The sequence below is a fragment of the Pseudomonas syringae group sp. J309-1 genome, from assembly GCF_032582135.1.
Classification (GTDB): Bacteria; Pseudomonadota; Gammaproteobacteria; order Pseudomonadales; family Pseudomonadaceae; genus Aquipseudomonas; species Aquipseudomonas quasicaspiana.
Map to the genome: position 1 here is coordinate 1 of NZ_JAWHNU010000070.1, position 16,336 is coordinate 16,336.

19 protein-coding genes are annotated in these 16,336 nt (G+C 58.1%); 4 read left to right on the forward strand and 15 right to left on the reverse strand.

Annotated elements, in window-relative coordinates:
• Window positions 1–234: 234 nt before the first annotated feature.
• The 15 genes from RX972_RS25790 to RX972_RS25860 form a co-directional block, all read right to left on the reverse strand.
• On the reverse strand, window positions 235–621 hold the full coding sequence (locus RX972_RS25790; protein WP_027902350.1) for a CesT family type III secretion system chaperone: 387 nt from the start codon (window positions 619–621) through the stop codon (window positions 235–237).
• A gap of 49 nt (window positions 622–670) precedes the next feature.
• On the reverse strand, window positions 671–1,036 hold the full coding sequence (locus RX972_RS25795) for a type III secretion protein HrpV (RefSeq protein ID WP_099267422.1): 366 nt from the start codon (window positions 1,034–1,036) through the stop codon (window positions 671–673).
• Window positions 1,037–1,040: 4 nt separating this feature from the next.
• Complete coding sequence (hrpT, locus tag RX972_RS25800) at window positions 1,041–1,244, reverse strand: HrpT family type III secretion system protein (protein ID WP_027902348.1); 204 nt, start codon at window positions 1,242–1,244, stop codon at window positions 1,041–1,043.
• A complete protein-coding gene (sctC, locus tag RX972_RS25805) occupies window positions 1,241–3,319 on the reverse strand; it encodes a type III secretion system outer membrane ring subunit SctC (RefSeq protein WP_410478265.1) in 2,079 nt (692 codons plus the stop codon). Before sctC ends, hrpT begins: the two co-directional genes overlap by 4 nt.
• A gap of 22 nt (window positions 3,320–3,341) precedes the next feature.
• Window positions 3,342–3,785 (reverse strand): hypothetical protein, encoded by a 444-nt coding sequence (locus tag RX972_RS25810; protein ID WP_049827157.1) that lies wholly within the window; start codon window positions 3,783–3,785, stop codon window positions 3,342–3,344.
• The gene (locus RX972_RS25815) at window positions 3,772–3,993 is read right to left on the reverse strand and encodes a hypothetical protein (RefSeq protein ID WP_049827156.1); all 222 of its coding nucleotides are present in this window, start codon (window positions 3,991–3,993) and stop codon (window positions 3,772–3,774) included. The genes RX972_RS25810 and RX972_RS25815 overlap by 14 nt, the downstream gene beginning before the upstream one ends.
• 78 nt (window positions 3,994–4,071) lie before the next feature.
• Window positions 4,072–4,644 carry a type III secretion system stator protein SctL gene (gene sctL / locus RX972_RS25820; protein ID WP_263267953.1) on the reverse strand — a complete coding sequence of 191 codons (573 nt, stop codon included), beginning with the start codon at window positions 4,642–4,644 and terminating at the stop codon, window positions 4,072–4,074.
• Window positions 4,616–5,182, reverse strand: coding sequence for a hypothetical protein (locus tag RX972_RS25825; protein WP_263267955.1), 567 nt, complete (start codon window positions 5,180–5,182; stop codon window positions 4,616–4,618). The genes sctL and RX972_RS25825 overlap by 29 nt, the downstream gene beginning before the upstream one ends.
• A complete protein-coding gene (gene sctJ / locus RX972_RS25830; RefSeq protein WP_122704556.1) occupies window positions 5,179–6,009 on the reverse strand; it encodes a type III secretion system inner membrane ring lipoprotein SctJ in 831 nt (276 codons plus the stop codon). Before sctJ ends, RX972_RS25825 begins: the two co-directional genes overlap by 4 nt.
• A gap of 11 nt (window positions 6,010–6,020) precedes the next feature.
• Entirely contained in the window at window positions 6,021–6,389 is a 369-nt protein-coding gene (gene sctI, locus RX972_RS25835) for a type III secretion system inner rod subunit SctI (protein ID WP_049827154.1), read from the reverse strand.
• Window positions 6,390–6,409: 20 nt separating this feature from the next.
• A complete protein-coding gene (locus tag RX972_RS25840; protein WP_316879703.1) occupies window positions 6,410–7,468 on the reverse strand; it encodes a hypothetical protein in 1,059 nt (352 codons plus the stop codon).
• A 91-nt stretch (window positions 7,469–7,559) separates the two neighbouring features.
• Complete coding sequence (locus RX972_RS25845) at window positions 7,560–7,838, reverse strand: hypothetical protein (protein WP_027902343.1); 279 nt, start codon at window positions 7,836–7,838, stop codon at window positions 7,560–7,562.
• Between the two features lie 249 nt (window positions 7,839–8,087).
• Complete coding sequence (locus RX972_RS25850; protein ID WP_099267426.1) at window positions 8,088–8,996, reverse strand: sigma 54-interacting transcriptional regulator; 909 nt, start codon at window positions 8,994–8,996, stop codon at window positions 8,088–8,090.
• A gap of 533 nt (window positions 8,997–9,529) precedes the next feature.
• On the reverse strand, window positions 9,530–9,970 hold the full coding sequence (locus tag RX972_RS25855) for a Rap1a/Tai family immunity protein (protein WP_316879707.1): 441 nt from the start codon (window positions 9,968–9,970) through the stop codon (window positions 9,530–9,532).
• A 325-nt stretch (window positions 9,971–10,295) separates the two neighbouring features.
• The gene (locus RX972_RS25860) at window positions 10,296–11,201 is read right to left on the reverse strand and encodes a LysR family transcriptional regulator (protein WP_027902341.1); all 906 of its coding nucleotides are present in this window, start codon (window positions 11,199–11,201) and stop codon (window positions 10,296–10,298) included.
• 318 nt (window positions 11,202–11,519) lie between these two features.
• Here RX972_RS25860 and RX972_RS25865 point away from each other — a divergent pair, with 318 nt between their 5' ends.
• The 4 genes from RX972_RS25865 (at window position 11,520) to RX972_RS25880 (ending at window position 16,176) form a co-directional block, all read left to right on the forward strand.
• A complete protein-coding gene (locus tag RX972_RS25865) occupies window positions 11,520–12,143 on the forward strand; it encodes a cysteine dioxygenase (RefSeq protein ID WP_027902340.1) in 624 nt (207 codons plus the stop codon).
• Entirely contained in the window at window positions 12,140–13,723 is a 1,584-nt protein-coding gene (locus RX972_RS25870) for a rhodanese homology domain-containing protein (protein ID WP_316879710.1), read from the forward strand. The genes RX972_RS25865 and RX972_RS25870 overlap by 4 nt, the downstream gene beginning before the upstream one ends.
• Before the next feature lie 83 nt (window positions 13,724–13,806).
• The gene (locus RX972_RS25875) at window positions 13,807–14,787 is read left to right on the forward strand and encodes an ABC transporter substrate-binding protein (RefSeq protein ID WP_255881991.1); all 981 of its coding nucleotides are present in this window, start codon (window positions 13,807–13,809) and stop codon (window positions 14,785–14,787) included.
• A 39-nt stretch (window positions 14,788–14,826) separates the two neighbouring features.
• Window positions 14,827–16,176 carry an LLM class flavin-dependent oxidoreductase gene (locus RX972_RS25880; RefSeq protein ID WP_316879713.1) on the forward strand — a complete coding sequence of 450 codons (1,350 nt, stop codon included), beginning with the start codon at window positions 14,827–14,829 and terminating at the stop codon, window positions 16,174–16,176.
• Window positions 16,177–16,336: the final 160 nt, after the last annotated feature.

The window sequence follows — 16,336 nt, forward strand, 5'->3', positions numbered from 1 at the left end:
CATGGATGGCCCGTTGCGGCGGCCCACGGTTCAGGATCTGCGGGCGGGTACACCGAGCACCAGCGAGGTGCCAAGTGATGGGGCAAGAGCGTTTTGCTTACTTTTGCGCTCCATCAAAAGTGAGGCGCTGTAAAAGCGCAACCAATACCAGCCCTTACCCCAACAACGGATATGTACACAAAAATCCCGACATGGAAAAGATATGTACATACCTATGGAAGGAATGAAGCCACGTTACCGCACCAACACACGACGCAAAGTAGCCAACCGATCAGCGAACCCCATGATCCACTGACTGAAGCTCAACTCATTGAGCACACTGAGATCCTGCTGAGCACATAGACGAACCGTGTTCTGCGCATCCAGAGCCAACCAGCAACCGCCCAACTGATCAGGCTTGAAATTGAGCTGCAGCAAGCGTTCGTGGATGCCACGCTGCGTCTGATCAAGATCAATCCGGGCATGGACGAACGCAACATCACCCGGTGCCGGAACTTCAATATTAGCCAGTTCCTGACCCTGCTCGTCAGCCAGCGCACAGAGGCCATCCTTGAATACCAGTTCACTGCCAGCCTGAGCGGCCAGCGCCGCCAGCAAACGGTCGGCATGAGGTGTGGTCATGGTTCTGCTCCCTATCAATGAAAATCTGCTTTGCCGAACATGGCGCGTGTCAATGACGCGCCAGACCTTCGCCCAAGTGCTCAAGCCCCATGAGCTGCAACTGATGAGCGCTGATTTCATCCAGCGCGGCACTGTCCAGTTCGCCAGGCAAACAATGCCAGACCACGAAATCGCGGCGAGAATCCAGGAACAGAAAGTAATCGTTGTAACGCTCCGGGTCATCGAAACGACGCTCCAGCGCATCACCTAACTGCGAAGGTCCAAGACTGTGCCAGTCAACCTGCAGGGCCAGGCCCCAGTCCAGGCATTCGCGACGTGTGCAAAAGGCTACGCCAGCAGCTATTTCCCAGATAGCAGGGCGTCCTGCCACCACCTCGGCGTAAAATTGCGCCTTGTCAGTATTACGAGCGGGCATAGGGTTAATCCTCCAAGGGCACTCGAGTGAATTCGGCCTGCTCATCCCCCAGGCCGAGGCCGTCGCGCATATCCGATGGCCACCAGATAACGACCTCACGGTCGTTGGAAACAGGCCGGTCACACGCCTCTTTGGCGCACCCGCGGTGGCCAAAGGAAGAGCAACCGGCCAACAACATCACGGTCAAAGCGAGCAAGACAGCTTTCATGGCTGGCTGACCTCCACAGTAGTGAGCAATGAACGACGTTGCGGCGCGCCGCTGTTGACTTTGGGTGGACGCAAAGCAATGAACACCTCGGCCTCTCCACCCGGCGGCACCCAGGCACTCGGCCAGACGCTAACGCCGACCGCATAACGACCTCCACAGCTGGCCTCATCAACGCGTTGTGGCGTATCGGACGTGTTGCGCACCAGCGCGACAGCGACGCCAAACCCTGCATCACCGGCATACCATTGCGCACGGCGTGGATCGAGTTGCAGGTCAGGATTGCCGTCGCACAACGTCTCGGGACGCAGCGGTATGGCAGCGGCGGTAAAGCCCGCAGGCAAAGTCCCCTGAATCATCGCGCTCAAGGCCTTGGTGACCACTGTGCGGTTCGGTCGCTCGGTGCCTTCGCGGCGCTTTTTGATCTTGTCCAGACGATCCTGCACATGGTTGGGGTTGGCGTAGTCGAAGTAGCGCATCGGGTTCACCTGGTCACCAATCAGGCGCGGCGTCAGGATGAACAAGCGTTCGCGGTTGGACTCACTGCGCTCGCTGGCCGTGAACAGCAACTTGCCAATGATCGGGATCGCGCTCAGATAAGGCACTTTCTTGCGACGCTCGTTGTTTTCATAGACATGAAAACCGCCCACCACCAGCGAGGCCTTCTCGGCAATGACCGCCTGGGTGCTGACGTTGCCACGGCGCACCGAAGGCTGCTCGGCTCGGATATTGGATTCCTGGATCTGCCCGTCCTCGATATCGACGACCATCTGAATCATCTGATCCTTGGCACCGGAAGCCGTGATAGAACGCGGAATAACCTGCAGGCTGGTGCCCGCTGTCAGCGGCTGGAAGTTTGCGACCCGCTCACCGATAGCTTCAAGAATTTCGGTCTGGCTGAAGTCGATGACCGCAGGCTGGTTTTCCAGGGTCAGCACCGAAGGATTGCCAATGATCGTCGCCGAGCCTTTGCCTTCCAGTGCGCGCAGGCCCAGGAAAAATTTGTCCCGATCCTGAACATACATTGTCGAGCTGCGGCCGTTCTCGGCAATGCTCGCGCCGCCGCTGAAGTTACCGGCGCTCAACCCCCAGTTGCTGGACAACTCATCCATCGAGTTGCGGTCAACGTCGACAATGATGGCGTCGATCTCGATCACGTTACGAGGCTTGTCCAGCTCCTCCACCAGATCCTTGTAGATCGAACGCCGCTCGGGATCGTCGTAGATCAGCACGGCGTTGTTGCGCACGTCCGCCTCGACCCTGATGTGATTGCGTGAGCGCGAGGAGCGCCGCTCGCCCTCGGTAGGTGCCACATAATTCTTGCCGCTGAAATTGCTGGCAACTGAGTCGTCGAACAGCTGCGGAAAATTACTCGCATCGGCGCCGAAACCCGTGCTCATGCCACCCATGCCTGCCAAGGGCAACGTGCCGGTGCGCAGGGCATCAGAGGTCAGCCCGCCGCCCATTGAGGAGCGACGTTCCAGCAGGTTTCGCAGCAGCGTGGCAACGCCATCGACTTTCAGGCTTTCGCCGCGGTACTTGATCGGTCGGTCGGCAGCGTTCGCGTAGCGCAGCGGCAAATAGATGACTTCCTGCTTTTCATCGCGGCTTTGCTGCTTTTTGCTGAAGTCTTCGATCAATTCGACGTAACGACGCGGACCGCGCACCAGCACCACGCCCTGCTCGGGCAAAGCGCCCCAGCCGAAGCGCGGATCGAGCAAGCCGACGTCGGTCAACGCCTGACTGAGGTCATCGACTGACTTTTCATCCACCTCGATACGCTTGGATTGCTGTTGATCAAGCGGACTGATGTACAAGCTGTTGTTATAAACGAACCACTGAAATTGATGCTCCAGCGCGAGGCGGTCAAGAAACGCCTCCGGGCTTTCGCTGCGCATCCGCCCGTTGACGGTGCCGCTGATGTCTTCCATCTCCAGACTGACGCCGAAACTCTCGGCGAAGTCCTTGAGGACCTGCGTCAACGGCGCATTCTTGGCGTCATAGGCATACGGGGTGTCGCGCCATTGTTCCGGTACGACGGCAAACGTGGGCGTGGCCCAGAGCATCGCGGCCATCAACGGCAGGCAGGTCCAGGCAGTTTTACCCATTCATCAATCCTCTGTGCAGAAGTCCCAGACCCAGCGACGCGGGCATGGCGGGTCGGCCTGCCGTTTTGCGCGGGGCCTGTTCGGCGAGTACCAGCGCCCAGGCGGCTTGCTGGTTAGCCAGGTTTTCAACGGTGGCGACCAGCGCCGCAGTGTCGACATCGGGGGGCAACCAACGTACCAGGCAGGCACGTTGCTTATGACGGTCATAAGCCAGGGCAATCGGGTCTTCTCCCATCAGGCTGGCTTCGACCAGGCGCAACAGGGGGGCGAGCTGATCATTGTGTGTGCCCATGCGCCCAGGCAGTGCGACACGACAGAAGAAGCCGCCTTCGCGGTTTTGCACCTGGATGCTGGCGCCGTCCACCCAGCATTCGAAAAGCCCGCCAGCCTCGCGGCGGCAGGCTTCTAGCTGGGTGTACAACTCACTGGAAGCCATCGAGCACCGACTTGGTCATGCCGTGCTTCGCGCTCAAGGCTTGAGTCAGCGCGAAGTTGGCCGAAGTGGTGTTCATGGTTTCCTCGAAAATGGCCTGCATGTTCTCGACACTAGGATCGTCGGCGGCAGCTTCGCTCGCGTATTCGTAGTTGCGGCTGGCTCGGTCGTAGTTGTTGTCCAGTCGTCTTTCCAGGGCATTGGTTGACATGGCGTGCTCTCTCGAAATGGGATGACTATCGATGAGTGGTCACGCCGGACAGAACGGTTCCGTCACTGATGAGAATGATCACGCCAGGTCAAGAATGCGCTCACGCAGCCGTTCCCAGTCGAGGCTGAAATCCCCGCTTTCAGTGCTCAGCCAGAGCGTACCGGGAGCGAGGCCGGTGTCGCGTTCGAGCTGCCAGTGCGTGTGCGGTTGTTGTTGCAACCAAGCGTCGACCGATTCATGAAGGTCAACCGAGCAACGCAATGTGGCGCGCACCGGACGGGTCTGGCTCTGGGCAATCTGGCGCACCAGTGCCAATGCGCGTTCTTCATCGGACAGCGTGCCCAGCAGACTGGCCAGCGTCTCGCTTAACAGGCTCCGGGCCTGCTCGACCAAGGCCTCACGCTGGGCCTGCCGTTCGGCCTCCCAACCCTCCAGCATGGCATTGGCGCGATCCCAGAACTGCGCTTGAGCATCGGCCAGCAGTTGCTCACCCTGAGCCCTTGCATCAGCGAGCAACGACTCGGCCTGCACATGGGCGCGCGCAAGGTGCTCACTGGCGAGCACCACATCGCTGAAATATTCGCGGCGCAGCAATGGCTCGGCAACGCCAGGCTGCGGAGCATCAAAACTGAGCGTGCGACGAATGAACATCAGGTTCCTCCAGGACACGTTGCAACGCGGCGCGCCAGAGCATATCCAGACGCTTGGGCTCGGCGCAGGGTGATGCGGTTATGGTGGTTGCGACAGCCCGCGGCCAAAGCAGCCTTAGCCGCTGCCATTGCGCTTCGCCGCGCCATTGAGCCAGCAGTTGCAAAGGGTCGACAGGCTCGTCAGGCAACCAACTGCCCGGCCGTAACGCCTTGGCCACGCTGCGACACCAGGGCCGCAGATTTTCATCCGGCAGTTGTCGCGTTGCCCGCGCGGTGCACAGATGCTCGACAACCGCGAGCAATGACTCCCGATGTTCGCCGGCTTCGAGCAAGCTGACGATTATCGGGTCCGGTCGCGACGGGCTGCTGGCCTGAACACCGAACGCAGCGCCCAGACGATCAGGATGCACCGCTGATAGCCAGGCAAACTGGGCATCGCTCAAATGTCGTTCGCTGATCACTTCAGACCAACTGGCGTCAGCCCATTGCCAGGGCCGAGCCCACCATTGCAGCCACTGCTGCCCCAGTGCCGGACTCATGCCCCGCGCTCGTCAAACCGGCCAACAGCGGTACCTGGCGCCCTGGGTGCCGAACGCATGCCCACCAGCTCAAGCAATTTTTGGCGTAACGCCGGGCGTAGCCACAGAATCAAACCCGCGAATAAAAAGAAAATCCCCAACGCGCCACCCAGCATCATGCCTTTGAGAGCGTCGACTTCCTGCTCTGGCACCATGAACGGTCCGTAATGAACCAGAACCTGCTCCTCCTGATAGGCACGTGCGTTGACGAAGACCACCGACAGTTTCTCGGTGTTATCCACCGCCGCTGCCATGCCGGGAATACTGCTGGCAACCATCCGCCGGATTCGCGGCAACACGGTATCCGGATCAAGGCTCGCAGCATGTTTGATGAACACGGCTGCCGAGGCTGGCTGTACCGGTTCACCGGGCGCTACCCGCTCTGGCAGCACCACGTGTACGCGAGCGACAATGACGCCATCAATCTGCGACAGCGTCGACTCCAGCTCTTGTGACAATGCATAGATATAACGCGCGCGCTCTTCAAGAGGCGTGGAGATCACCCCTTCCTTCTTGAAGATTTCTCCCAGATTAGTGCGCGTGCGCCGTGGCAGGCCCGCCGCCTCCAGCACGCGCACCGCTCGATTGATGTCCGAGGCGGACAGCAGAACGCTGACCCCTTCTTTGTTACTGCGTTTGCTGGCATCGATGTTCTTGCTCGACAGCTCGGCGATCACATCATTGGCATCGTTTTCGGAAAGCTTGCCGTGCAGTTCGATCTGATCACCGCAAGCCCCCAGCATCAGCGCCAGCCCGATCAGGCTCAGGTATTGCAGAAAATGCCTCATCAGCCCACCCATCACTGCATGTTGGTGAGTTTGTCCAAGGCTTGCGAACCCTTGCTGATCATTTTCACCGACAACGACGTTTGCAGAGAGTAATCGCTCAGCGCCCGGGTCGCTTCCATGAACTTCTTGGGGTCCGAATGCAGCGACGCCTCGCGCAGCGCCTTGCCAGCGTCCCTGGACATATCCTCCAGAGACAGAGCCTTGCGCGTCAGCGGGTCCATCACCTGCTCCGAAAAAGCCCCCGCACCCTGAGTCGGCTCTGGCCTTTGCATGGCAGCCCTGAACCAGTCAGCATCGCCTTGCGTAGGGTTATCCAGCTCCACTTCCGGCTTGAGCGCCGTGGCGGAGGCCGAGCTGTTTTCAAGTTTCCCAATCGTCATATCGACCTCCTTCACGGTTTTCAGCTGAACAGCTTGTTCATGATCGAACCGGCTGTATTCTGGGCATCCTGCTGCAGCGCTTGATCCTGAGCCTTTGGACCAGAACCCTGAGTGGTGTTGCCGTCCTGACCCTGCCCCTGCAACAGCTTGAGCAGATCATCGAGGCCCATGGTCACCGTCCCGTTGCCGCCGCCGAAACCGCCGCTACCGCCCACGGCACCGCCACCGAATCCTCCACCACCGCTACCACTGCCGCTGCCTTGATCCGGAGAAAGGGGGATTCCGCTATTGGCCAGCATGCCTGAAGCCGGTGCTGTGCCGCTGCCAGCAGCCTGGCCAAGCATGGCGAGAGCATCCTGAAACTTGGATGCTTCAGCGCCGTCAAGGAAAGTGTCCGCCTTGCCACTGCTGTCAGTTTCGTTGAGTTCGTCCGACCATGACTTGGTCTTGCCGTCAGCGTTGTCCGGCGATCCGAATTTCTCCGGATGCTGGTCCATGAAGTTAGCGACATCTTGCAGCAGGGCTTTGTCTTCGCTTTTGAACGTTGCGCCACCTGAGCCATCCGTCGCAGGCTCCAACACGCTGCCGAGCTTCTGCTCTGCCAGTCCACCGAGCAGTGATGAAAGCGCATCGCCGCCACCGCCAGCTGCACCGCCGCCGCCCACACCACCGTTGCCGCCACCAAAACCGTTGCCAGCACCGGCACTGCCTGCACCGCCTGCACTGCCGGTGCTCCCGCCCAACAACTGGCTCAGCAGTTTCAGAAGATCGTCAGGACTCATGTCCTTCACGGAACCGGCAGCAGGTTTTTGATCAGACATACCGCTGGAGCCCTGACCGCCAGCAGCCTGGCTTTGCGATCCCAGCTTCTCCATCAGTTGGGTAAGCAGTTTTACCAGTGGGTTTTCGCTGTTGACCTGCCCTTTGCCATCGGTCATCGACTTGACCAGCGTGTCAAGGGCAGCGTCCGTGCTCTGCGGGCGTTGGCCACCGCCTGCTGCATTGGGGGAATTACGCGTCTGCTGCTCATTACTGAAACTGGTCGGGCGACTGTTCTCAAGATTTATCGAAATGGTCATGCCTATACGTCCTCTTTGTAATCAGACATCCAGAGTGCGGGCGGGGCCATGTCGCACCTCCACTGAGGGGACACAGCCACCGCCAGAATGATCAGTAATTGATCCCCTTGGCGGTTGAAGCGACGTTACTGAGGTGCTTGAGGTCGCTGTCCTGGCTCATCGCCTCGACAGTGTTCTTGGCGTCGGTCTCGATTTTCTTGATGCCCGCGTTGGTGACTTTGGAGTCCGCAGCCCCGGTGGCATCAGTCATGCGCCCGGCGTTTTCTGCCGAGTTGCTTTCGTAGCCACCGTCGGTGCCGGCAGTAGCGGCTTTGAAGTTGCTGCTAAAGCTGTTGCCCATGTTGTTCATGCTGTTGAAAAAGCTTTCCATAATCTTGCACCTCAGCGGAATGATTGATGTAGGAACTCAGGCCCGGCAGGGTTCAAGCGCCGGTCCTGTTCAATGAGTGGGCATGAGGTTGAAAGCAGTTCCACGTTTAATCCGGGGACTGTGCGTCCTGATGGCTGCGGGAGAAACGCGGGACGGTGCGCGGGACATGGAAACCCGCTGCCTGGCGCCAGTCAGAAAACCGGGAAGACGTAAGGGCAGGATTGGAAGTAAGCCGGAAAGAGCGTGGTGTCAGACTGAAAGGCTTTTGATGCGGTGATACAACGTGCGGCTCGGAATACCCAGTTCGAAGCTGGCCGCTTCTACGCTTTGCTGATGGCGCTTCATGGCTTCATCAATGAGGATACGTTCAATGACCCGTAACTGCGCCTTGAGCTGCAATGGCTCTGGCGAGCAAGGCTCAGCCAACGGCGAGAAGCCCAGTACGGAGCGCTTTGCGCTGGACTTGAGTTCACGAATATTGCCCGGCCAGGTGTGTGCAAGCAGTTGTTGAGTCATCGCGGGAGTCATTACCGGGGCCGGTCGACCGACCAGCGATGCCTGCTTGGCCAGGAAGCGATTGAACAACGGGATAATTTGCTCGCGACGTTCACGCAGCGGCGGCATCTTGATGCTGACCACGCTGAGACGAAAGTACAGATCGCGACGGAAGGTGCCCTCTTCAACCAACTCTTCAAGGGGGCGTTGCGAAGAGGTGATGACGCACATGTCCACCGGGATGAACTCGGTTGATCCCAAGCGTTCAACTCCACGGGTTTCCAGCACACGCAGCAGCTTGGCCTGTAACGACAGTGACATGCTGTCAATCTCATCCAGATACAGCGTACCGCCCTGCGCAGCCTCGACATAACCACTGCGCGATTTACTCGCACCGGTGTAAGCACCGCTGACCACACCAAACAATTCGCTCTCGGCCAGGCTCTCCGGGATGGCCGCGCAGTTCATCGCAACGAACGCACCACGTCTTCGCGATAAACGATAAATCTGCCTTGCCAGGGTGTCCTTGCCGGTGCCTGTTTCGCCAACCAGCAGCACATCAATATTCAGGGGGGCCATGTTGGTGGCCAGGTACTGCAAGTCAACGAAATCGCCGAAATAGGCAATTTCCTTCAGGTCTGATTCAAACTCGCGTCTATCCATGTTGGAGTACCCTCTTCGCACTTACATCCAGTATCGCGACCCCCTGACAGGCAGTTTGCAATGGCAAACTACGCAGGTCGCATCACTCAAGTGGTACCATTTTCAAAGGACACTTCTACTCTCAACATAAAGCCGCAAGAGAATTTGGAGGGGACAGGTCGTTTGAAAAAGCTTGCGTAACGTAGACAAAAACAGACAACAGAAGTTCAGATAAAAGTTATATTTCAACAGTGCGCGATATAGTGCGCATTTAATATCGATTTTTCTCTGAAAGCATTGCTTTAGAGCCTTCTGCATCGCCAAATGCGACCTCAGACAGGGCTCTTTACGACACGGCAGGCGAGCGTAACTGTCGCAGGTGACAGTTTTATGAATGGCTATTATCTATAACTTATCTTCCGCAACTTTCCAAGCACAATCAGACCGTCACACAGTGATGACTTATATGCTTTTACATGGCCACCATCCGAGGACTTTTAACATCACGGTATAAAATCGTATCACTGCCAGTGAATAAGAGTATTTGAACACTTTTATCCCCTGTGCCTACAGGGCCATTGAGAAATCATCGCTGCAGTGAGCCCTACACTGGCCGGCTGTTTCAACAATTCCGGATGGTTGAACAGGTAGGCATTAACAGCGTTGACCACCTGCCCCGCATCGACATCCTCCCGACTGCAAAACAACAAGCCTGCATTGGCATCGTAGACACCCTGGACATAACCCAATGCCTGCATCTGAGCCAGGTTCAACGGCTGCCCCTTGCGAATTTCGCGCAGCGATACCTGCAGGTCATGCCCGCTGAAAAAAGCCCCTTGGACCGTCTCGCATAATCCAGCAAGCATCAACGCCCCGCCCATGCAGAATGAACGCATCAAACGGTTTCCCCGGGGACGACGCCTGGAGACACCGCCATGGCGGGCGCGCGAGTTCTTGTGCACAGCATGCGCAATGGGAAATCTGTCATCCGCCATCAGTCCGATCCCGTGGTGATCTGAATGCTGAGTGGTCAGTGCCTGAAAAACGGTTCCACGATTAAGCAGATTTTTTTTGGCGAGCGTTCACTCGCTAAAAGCAAAGCTGGACATAACCTGCTGAGTGAGACCCTGACGAGAGGCGGCCAGCTGTTGAGCAGAGCGCTGTCGCGCTCAAGATACCTGAGCTGCCGAAGGCTGCGATGGCGGTGTGTCAGAGTAAATGCTTCGCAGCCTTCGGCAGCTCCTACAAAATATGAATTCAAACTTATAGGATTGCATTTTCTGGACAACGCCCCTGCTACCCAGGGGCGTTTATGTGAAATCAAGCGGCGTTTTTAACCTGCTTCAGCGAGCGCGCCACCAGATCTCCAAACGAACTGACCGGCCCTTGCAGGTTGCCCAGGAAGCGCGGGTAGATCAGCCACAGGTCCATAACAGGCTTGAAGTCCTTGACTGGCAACACCGCCAGTTGCTCTCGATGAATGCTGCGTTCAAGCAAGGGGCGTGGCACCAGCCCCAAACCCATGCCGTCGGCTACGAGGCCCAACTGCAGTTCAGTGCCGAAAGTTTCCAGGTTGACCTTCAAGCTCAGTCCCTGATCCGACAAGGTACGCTGCAAACCGGCGCGGAAACCACAGCCATCAGGGTTTAGCACCCATCCCTGCTGATAACAGTCGGCCAGTTTTACCGAGCCTTTGGGCAACGCAGAACGTGCGCAGACCACTACCAGTTCCATCTTGCCGATGGACTCGCCAATGATGTTTTCCGGGAAAATCTTGCCTGCCGGGAACAACGCCGCGGCAGCATCCAGTTCGCCGTTCTCGATTTTGCTGACCAGGTTACTGCCCCAGCCGGTGGACACCTGCGCACGCAAATCCGGGTACTCACCGCGCAGTTGCTTGAGGGCATCCAGCAGCACCACGTCACCAATAGTTTGCGGCACCCCCAGACGCAGCAGACCGCTCGGCGGTGTATCGCTGGCAACCAGCTCACGCAAGGCATCCATCTCACGGAGGATCGACAGACAACGCTGATACACCTGATTACCCATCTGCGTCGGCTTAAGCGGTTTGGTGTTGCGGTCGAACAACTCGACGCCCAACGCCTGCTCGAAATTCTGCACCCGCCGAGTAATCGCCGGTTGGGTCAGGTCCAGGGACTGCGCCGCATGGCTGATCGACTGGCAACGAATCACCGCCACAAAGGCATCGATATCATCAATTTTCATTCGGACCGCACATAAAGAGACAGATGAGAGATAGGCGAAAATCATAGTGGGATTTGCGTTTTTTGGATAGCTGCAGCAGATTTTTGCATTGGCCATACCGACGCCATCGCGGGCCAGCGCGCTTAGATATTACGGTGGGTAGGAGCGCGCTTGCCCGCGATTGCGATTTGGCGTTCGACAAATAGCTCAAGATAGACACTGCTCACGGAATAACTTTCTCAGCACCTTTGGTTATAACCTAATCATAAAATAATCGCATATTAGGCTAATCCATTATGTTTATATTAAGCCACGCATTAACCTGGCGCTGGTATAGACATGACGCACACACGACATCCCGAACGGCTAAGAGAATTCATTGGCGCACTGGCCGAGCTGATCGACAGCAATCCTCGCGAGGGTGATCTGCTGCATCGTGGCGGCAAGCTGCTGGGCCAACTGGTCAGCTACGACGACTGGCTGCCGGACGAGTACGCCATTCCCAGCCCCGAGCGTTATCAACAGTTCCTTCTGCACGCCGACTCACGGCAGCGCTTTTCGATTGTCAGTTTCGTCTGGGGCCCCGGCCAAAGCACACCGATTCACGACCACCGCGTGTGGGGCTTGATCGGCATGTTACGTGGCGCTGAATACTCCCAGGGCTTTGCCCGCAGCCCGGATGGTCGACTGGAAAAAGAAGGCCAGGCGATTCGCCTCGAACCCGGTCATGTGGAAGCCCTGTCGCCTCGCAGCAATGACGTGCATCAGGTCAGCAATGCCTTCAGCGATCAGGTCTCGATCAGCATCCACGTTTATGGCGCCAACATCGGCGCAGTGCGGCGTGCGGTGTATCAGCCCGACGGCACCGAAAAACTGTTTATCTCCGGCTATTCCAACGCCTTTCTGCCCAACATCTGGGATCTGTCCAAAGAGAGCCCTGCCAAAGAGAGCCACGCACAATGACTCAGTTGAACACTCGCTCCTTCGCCGATATCCGCCAGGCGCTGCTGGCTCATGAAGAACTCGCCCTGGTCGACGTTCGCGAGGAAGCACCCTTCGCCGAAGCGCACCCTTTGTTTGCGGCCAATATCCCGCTGTCAAAACTTGAGCTGGAAGTGTTGTCGCGCATCCCGCGCCTCGACACCGCCGTGACGGTCTACGACAACGGCGAAGGTCTGGCTCAGCGCGCCGTTGAGCGTTTACAGGCATTGGGTTACAGCAATGTAAAACTGCTTGAAGGCGGCCTGGAAGGCTGGCGTGAGGAAGGCGGCGAGCTGTTCATCGACGTCAATGTGCCCAGCAAAGCCTTCGGCGAACTGGTTGAACATCATCGCCATACGCCTTCACTGGCGGCTGAAGAAGTGCTGCAATTACTGGAATCCAAAGCTGACGTGGTGGTGCTCGACGCACGTCGCTACGACGAATACCAGACCATGAGCATCCCCAGCGGGATCAGTGTGCCCGGAGCTGAACTGGTGCTGCGAGCTCGCGAACTGGCGCCGGACCCAAACACCCGCATCATCGTCAATTGCGCGGGCCGTACCCGTAGCATTATCGGCACCCAATCGCTGGTCAACGCCGGTATTCCCAATCAGGTGAGCGCTCTGCGTAACGGCACCATTGGCTGGCTGCTGGCGGGTCAGACACTCGATCATGGCCAGGCTCGTCGCTTTGCCGCCGTGAGCGACGACACCCGTGAAGTGGCCGGTGCCGACGCCCGCCGCGTGGCCGACAAGGCTGGCGTGCGCCGTGCAAGCCGCGCCGAGCTGAGCAATTGGCAAGCAGACCCATCGCGCACCACTTACTTGCTGGATGTGCGCACGCCGGAAGAATTTGCCAAAGGCCATTTACCCCACGCGCGCTCAACCCCGGGCGGCCAACTGGTTCAGGAAACCGATCACTACGCCAGCGTGCGTGGAGCGCGTCTGGTGCTGGTGGACGACGACGGCGTACGCGCCAACATGTCGGCGTCCTGGCTGGCCCAGCTGGGCTGGGAAGTGTTTGTGGTCGACGACCTGCAAGCCAGCGACTTCAGCGAACAAGGGGACTGGAACGCACCGATTCCTGCGCCTCTACAAGTGGAAGAAATCAGCCCGCATACCCTCGCCGAATGGCAGCAGCATGGGGACGTCGCAGTGCTGGATTTCACTGCCAGCGCCAACTACGTCAAGCAGCATATTCCGGGTGCCTGGTGGACCTTGCGCGCTCAACTGCAAGATGCGCTGCACAAAATCCCTAAAGCCGAGCGCTACGTTTTGACATGCGGCAGCAGCAAACTCGCGCGCCTTGCCGTGACAGAAGTTGAAGCCCTGACCGGCAAGCAGGTGGTCCTGCTCAAGGACGGCACCGCCAGCTGGATCAAGGCCGGTCTGCCGCTGGAAACCGGCGAGAGCCAACTGGCCTCGCCGCGCATTGATCGCTATCGCCGCCCGTATGAAGGCACTGATGCACCACGCGAAGCCATGCAGGCCTATCTGGACTGGGAGTTCGGTCTGGTGGACCAGCTCGCCCGTGACGGTACGCACGGGTTTCATGTGATCTAGAAGATGTTAACGCCTCTGTAAGCAGGACCGACCCCTCCAGGCGGAGGTCCTTGCCAGCACTCTATTAGCCTGGAGATACACCCATGTTGTTGAACACCTTTAATTTCAAGCAACTGCTGCTGGGCGCTCTGTTGAGCGTAACCCTTGGGCAGCAGGCCATAGCGGCCGATCTCGAACCGCTGCTGGTCGCCAATCAGAAATCCACGATCAAGGCACTGCTGCAAGTCTCCGGCGAACTGAAGAACGTTCCTTACGAAATCAAATTTTCCGAATTCCCTTCCGCAGCGCCTCTGGGTGAAGCGTTGAACGCCGGTGCCGTCGATGTCGGAGCGCTGGGGGATGCACCTTACGTATTTGCCCTGGGTGCTGGCGCGCCTTTGAAAGTCGTCAGTATTACCCACGCCGAAGGCCGTTTCACCACCGCACTGCTGGTCCCCAAAGACTCACCGATCAAGACCGTTGCCGACCTCAAGGGCAAGCGCATCGTCACCGGTCGCGGCTCTATCGGCCACTATTTGGCAATCAGGGCCTTGCGTCAGGCGGGCCTGAAAACCAGCGATGTCACCTTCATCAACCTGCTGCCGGGTGAGTCGCGCATCCTGCTGTCCAGCGGTGGTGCTGATGCCTGGGCCACCTGGGACCCGTACACCACGGTCGCCACCACTCAGAGCCATGACCGGGTACTGGTCAGTGGCAGCGAGCTGTTGAGCAATCACCTGTACCTGGCCGCGACCAGCAAGGCCATCGCTGAAAAACGCGTGCAACTCGATGACTTCGTGGCACGGGTCGAGCGCGCCTATCTGTGGAGCAACACCCACCCTGCCGAGTACGCCAAGGCCCAGGCTGCGATCACCGGCCTGCCGATCGAGGTTCATCTGGAAATTGCCAACGCCACCAAAATGAACCGGGTAGAGATCGACGACAACGTGATCAAGGGCTTGCAGGCCACCGCTGATATTTACCAACAGGAAGGCATCCTGACCAAATCGATCGACGTCTCAAAAGGCTTCGACAAAAGCTTCAACGCTTCGCGTGCTCAAGTTGTGCAAACAGCCGCTCACTAACTCTCACGCAATCCTATTTTCAGATTCAGGAGCACGCTCATGAGTAAGCCTCGTCAAAAAGAGCCACGTCAATTGAAGCTGGGCGCAATGGTCCACGGTGTCGGTCACGGCTGGGGCGAATGGCGTCACCCGAACGCATTGGCAGATGCCAGCGTTAACTTCGGCTACTACAAGCAACAGGCGAAACTGGCAGAAGCGGCCAAATTTGATTTCGTGTTCATCGCTGACAGCCTGCACATCCATGAAAAATCCAGCCCGCATTACCTCAACCGCTTCGAGCCGCTGACCATTCTCTCGGCGCTGGCCGCAACCACGGAAAATATCGGTCTGGTGGCTACCGTCACCGTGAGCTACACCGAACCGTTTCAGGTGGCGCGGCAAATCTCTTCGCTGGATCACATCAGCGGTGGCCGTGCTGGCTGGAACGTCGTCACGTCATGGCTCAGCGGTACTGCCGACAACTTCAGTAAGGGCGAACACCCGCCGCATCCCGTGCGCTATCGCATTGCCAAGGAGCACGTCTCAGTGGTCAAAGGCTTGTGGGATTCCTGGGAAGACGACGCCTTTGCCCGTAACAAAAAAACCGGTGAGTTTTTCACCCCCGGCAAACTGCATGCCCTGAACCACAAAGGCGAGTTTTTCTCGGTCAAAGGCCCGCTGAATATCGCCCGCTCGAAACAAGGCCATCCGCTGATTTTCCAGGCAGGAACATCCGAGGACGGACGCAACTTCGCAGCCGAATATTCAGATGCGATCTTCGTCCATGCCGAGTCGCTGGAAGAGGCACAGGCTTACTACCGGGACCTGAAAAAACGTGCGTCGGGCTTTGGGCGTAACCCATTGGACTTGTCGATTTTGCCGGGCATCCGCCCTATCGTCGGCCGCGATGAAGCAGAAGTTGAAAGCCGTTATCAGCAGGCCGTGGAGCTGGTGAGCATCGAAGACGCCATCGTCGCGCTGGGCCGTCCGTTCAATGATCACGACTTCAGCCAATACCCGCTGGACGCGCCATTCCCTGAGTTGGGCGACCTGGGTTCCAACAGCCAGAAAGGCGGTTCGGACCGGATCAAACAACTGGCGAAGGATGAAGGCCTGACCCTGCGCGAAGTGGCGCTGTTCTTCTCCCGACCACGCCGCGAATTCGTCGGCACGCCCGAGCAGGTTGCCGACACCATTCAGACCTGGTTCGAACACGAAGCGGCAGATGGTTTCATCATCAACTCGCTGCTGCCGGATGGCTTGCAGTACTTCGCGGAACTGGTGGTTCCGGTCTTGCAGGCACGGGGCTTGTTCCGCAGTGAATACACCGGCTCGACCTTGCGTGAGAACTTCAATCTGCAAGTGCCGGAAAACCGCTATGCGCAGCTGGAAGAGGCTGAGTTGGCTTAATGATTTTGCTGGTGGAGATTCTGTGGGAGTGGTCCCGGTATCCCTGACACCGCGCTGTCGCGCAGCAAACACGGACCCTGTAGGAGTGAGCTTGCTCGCGATTCGGCCTGTCAGTCGATGAATATATTGCCTGTACTGGAGCTATCGCGAGCAAGCTCAC